The organism is Streptomyces sp. PU-14G (genome assembly GCF_041028275.1).
GTDB lineage: Bacteria > Actinomycetota > Actinomycetes > Streptomycetales > Streptomycetaceae > Streptomyces.
Genome location: NZ_JASKYT010000500.1, coordinates 1 through 3,631, shown reverse-complemented (window position 1 = coordinate 3,631; position 3,631 = coordinate 1). Strand labels below are relative to the sequence as shown.

At 71.6% G+C, this 3,631-nt stretch carries 3 protein-coding genes and 1 pseudogene; 1 reads left to right on the top strand and 3 read right to left on the bottom strand.

From position 1 onward, the window contains the following. The 3 genes and pseudogenes from AB8Z75_RS32320 to AB8Z75_RS32310 form a co-directional block, all read right to left on the bottom strand. Window positions 1-712, bottom strand: a pseudogene (locus AB8Z75_RS32320) (hypothetical protein); the annotation flags it as partial. After that, complete coding sequence (locus AB8Z75_RS32315; RefSeq protein WP_369208284.1) at window positions 709-1,962, bottom strand: glycosyltransferase family 4 protein; 1,254 nt, start codon at window positions 1,960-1,962, stop codon at window positions 709-711. The gene AB8Z75_RS32315 and the pseudogene AB8Z75_RS32320, both read right to left, overlap by 4 nt. Window positions 1,963-2,081: 119 nt before the next feature. Beyond that, entirely contained in the window at window positions 2,082-2,843 is a 762-nt protein-coding gene (locus tag AB8Z75_RS32310; protein ID WP_369208282.1) for a DUF4232 domain-containing protein, read from the bottom strand. A 253-nt stretch (window positions 2,844-3,096) separates the two neighbouring features. On the opposite strand from AB8Z75_RS32310, the gene AB8Z75_RS32305 reads away from it, so the two are divergent. Beyond that, entirely contained in the window at window positions 3,097-3,546 is a 450-nt protein-coding gene (locus AB8Z75_RS32305; RefSeq protein ID WP_369208280.1) for a TIGR03618 family F420-dependent PPOX class oxidoreductase, read from the top strand. Window positions 3,547-3,631 lie beyond the last annotated feature (85 nt).

The window sequence follows — 3,631 nt, the reverse complement described above, 5'->3', positions numbered from 1 at the left end:
GGACGGGGCCGGAGGCGGGGGCCCGCTCCGCTCCGGAGCCCTCCTCGCTGTCCGGGTGCACCGGTACGCGTACGGGCGGTACCGCCGTGTCGCGGGGGTGCGCCTCCAGGCACGCGGTGGCCGAGAGCCGGGCACCGTAGAGCCTGCCGTGCAGCACCATGGCGCTGTCCTCCACGCGCAGCGTCCCCGCCTCCGCGTGTGGCCTGCGCAGCCACGCCCGGACGGCGAGATTGCCGTGCTTGGTCGTGTACGGAATCCGGACGCCGAGCCACGCGTGCGCGTCGGAAGGCGAGCCGCCGTCGACGAGGGAACGCAGATCGTGCACCCCGGGAAGCAAGCGCTGCGGCTCCTCGTCGGCGAGGGCGAGGTAGGCGTCCCAGCGCCCCTCCCGCACCTGCGTGGTGCTGGGCAACGCGGCGCGCAGCCTGCCGTCCGCCCCCGCGCGGGCCAGCGGCAGCCTGAGGGAGGCGTCCGGGCCGTGGTGGTGGCGCAGGCGCAGCAGTACGGCCGCGGACTCCGGTACCTGGGAGGCCGGGATCTCCTTGGCGGCCTTGTCGAAGAGTCGCACCGTGAACGTGAGCCCCACGGCGCTGTCGGCCGTGCAGTCGACGCGCGGGCAGTGGACTTCGGGGACGCGGGGGGAGGCGACGCCCGGCGGCGGGCCCGCCACCGCTACGCCCCGAGGTGAGGTGTCGAAAAGTGCCAGCATCATGACCGTGCTCCTTCAAGGGCGTACTTCACTCCCAGCCGGGCTGCTTCCCTGGCCGCGTACGCCCCGCCGAGGAGGGTGCCGCGAGCCCGGTGAAGCGTGCCGGCCCGCCGGTTGACCAGCGAGGTCATCAGTTCCTCGTACCGGGCGGCCACCTGTGCGGGATCGAACCGTGCCGACGCGGCGAGCGCGGCCTTGCCCATCCGCGCGCGCAGTCCCTCGTCGTTGATGAGGCGGAGCAGCCCACCGGCGATCGCGTTCACGTCGCCCGTGGGGGCCAGGAGTCCGTCCACGCCGTCGCGGATGATCTCCCCGGGACCGTGCGGGCAGTCGGTGGCCACGACCGGAAGCCCGCACCGCATCGCCTCGACGATGGTCATGCCGAAGGACTCGAGGCTCGACGTGACCGCGCAGATCGACCCCTTCACCCACTCGGCCTCGATGGGATTCGCCGAGCCCATCAGGTAGACGTGGTTGTAGAGGCCGAGCTCGTCGATGAGCTTCCTCAGCTTGTTCGCCTCGCGGCCGTGCCCGTAGATGCGCAGACCCCAGTCCGGACGCTCGCGGACGACCTCGCCGAAGGCGCGTATGAGCACGTCGTAACGCTTGGCGGGGGCGAGCCGGCCGGCGGCGACGACCCACTTCCTGCTGCCGTCCGCGGGAGCGACGTCCGGCTCGGGCACGCTGTTGGGCAGCGACTCGACGCGCACGCCGGGCAGCCGCAGAGTGCTGCGATAGTCGCGGGCGTCGGCCTCGGTCACCGTGGTGACCGCGTCCAGCCGGGGATAGGTGCGGCGCAGCAGACGCTTCATCCGCGCGGAATGCGTGGCGAGCGTGAGGTGCTCCTGCCCCAGGCGCACGGGGCCACGGCGCGTCTGCCGGGCCACGTGCACGTTCAGTCCTGGCCGGGTGCCGACGACGACGTCCGCCTCGGTGCTGCTCAGAAACTCACCGATTTTGCGGTCCGTCAGCTCGCTGTGCTGGGAGTACTGGCCGTCGGCGGCGGGGAAGACCCGCGCGGGGCGGGCGTGTTCGGGATCATCGCCGTCGAAGGTGGGTCTGTGCCGACGCATGTCGACGAGCGACGAGAGCCGCACGCCGTTGCCCGGCTCGAAGAACGGCCTGTCCCGGTACCGGAAGACCGACACGACCTCGACCTCGTGCTGCTCGGCGAGCGCCTGCGCCAGGTTGAAGGTGGTGCGGACCGTTCCCCCCATCCCGTACGCGCTGAAGATCAGGAAGGAGATGTGCATTGTTCCTCGTACCCCTAGGTGTGGATGACGCCTCACCACTCGCTGTATGTCTTCCACAGCAGCGGTGCGGCGATGACCGTGCGACGCCGGAAGAAACCGGTTAACTCCTTGGAACCGCCTTACTGCCATGCCAGTTCGGGGGTGGTGTTCCAGTACGAGACGGTGGAGTTGTCGCTCAGGGCGAGGCCGGCGCCTTCGGGGGCTTGGACGGTGGCGGTGGCGCCGGTGCCGTTCTGGTCGCGGTTGGCGAGTTCGACGGTGAGCTGCTTCTCGCGGTGCATGTGGGCGCCGTCGCCTTCCTCCAGGCTGAGGGCGGCGTAGGCGGAGGTGCCCGGCTCCAGGGAGACCACGGCCTGCGGCCGGCCGCCGCCGACCTTGATCGGTGCCTGCGCGTTCGGGTACCCGACGAACGGGTAGCCGTACAGGTCGCAGCGGTCGTCGCCCTTGTTCGTGGCCTTGAGCAGGATGACCGGCGCGGAGCCGCCGGTCGGCTGGAGCCTGACGGTGACGTCGCCGACGGTGCACGTGGTCCTCTGCGCGCCCCCCGCCTCGGTCTTCGCGCCCGCGGCCTTCGCGCCCGTGGTCTTCGCCTCGGCCCTCGCTCCCGGGTTGCCGTCGCCAGGGTCGCCGTTGTCCGCGTTCCCGTCGCCCCCGTGCCCGCTGCCCGCGTTGCCGTCCGCCGGGGAACCGTCCGAGCCGGAACCGTCCGAGCCGGAGTTCTGCGCCTGCGAGTCCTTCGCCACCGCCGAGGAGGACGACGAGCCGGCGCCGTCGTCCGTGCCGCCCCCGTCCTGGCAGGCGGTCAGCGAGAACGCGGCGGCGGCAGCGACGGCGACGAGGCCGGCGGAACGGAAGGTACGGCGCGTACGAGCGGTCTTCACGAGGTTCCCCCACAGATGTCGGATGCGGCACGGCCGCCCACTTCCGCGGGCCACCCCGGCCGGGTTCGCTTGTCGGTACATTCACTGTGATGACGGCCCGGCGGGGATTGTTCACGGGATTCTGTCCGCAGCGTGTAACAGCCCGGTGCGGGAGCGGGCGACGGTCCGCCCGGCACGCGATCACCCGTCGCGACAGTGGAGGGGCAGGGAGAGGGTGCGGAATGCCCGCGAAGGCAGGGGAGTTGGAAGCAGCATGACGCAACGACCCGCACCGCGATCCCTGTCCGACGAGGCACTCTCCGACCTACTCGCCGAGCAGCAGTTCGGGGCCCTCGCCACTGTCAAGCGAAGTGGTCACCCGCACCTGACCACCATGCTCTACAGCTGGGACCCCCAGGCCCGCATCGTGCGGCTGTCCACCACGGCCGACCGCATCAAGGTCAAGCACGTGCAGCGCAACCCGCGCGCGGCGCTGCACGTGCAGGGTGGCGACGTTTGGTCGTTCGCCGTCGCCGAGGGTGTGGCAGAGACGTCCGAGCTCACGACGGTCCCCGGCGACGTGGTGGGGCGGGAGTTGCTGACGGTCACCCCCGCGCCGGAGGACGAGGAGGCGTTCCTCAAGCAACTGGTCGCCGAGCGCCGGCTCGTCATACGGCTGAGGGTGGAACGCTTGTACGGGACCGCCTTGGACGTCAACGGCTAGCGACGGCCGCCGTACTGGTCACAGCCAGCCGTTTCTGGCCGCCGAGGTGACGGCGGCGTCGCGGGGGGACGGCGGCSWKRMMSGG

What these genes read in the sequence shown, in the direction of transcription:
- AB8Z75_RS32315 (WP_369208284.1), bottom strand. Translation starts at nt 1,962, where the DNA reads ATGCACATCTCCTTCCTGATCTTCAGCGCGTACGGGATGGGGGGAACG.
- AB8Z75_RS32305 (WP_369208280.1), top strand. Translation starts at nt 3,097, where the DNA reads ATGACGCAACGACCCGCACCGCGATCCCTGTCCGACGAGGCACTCTCC.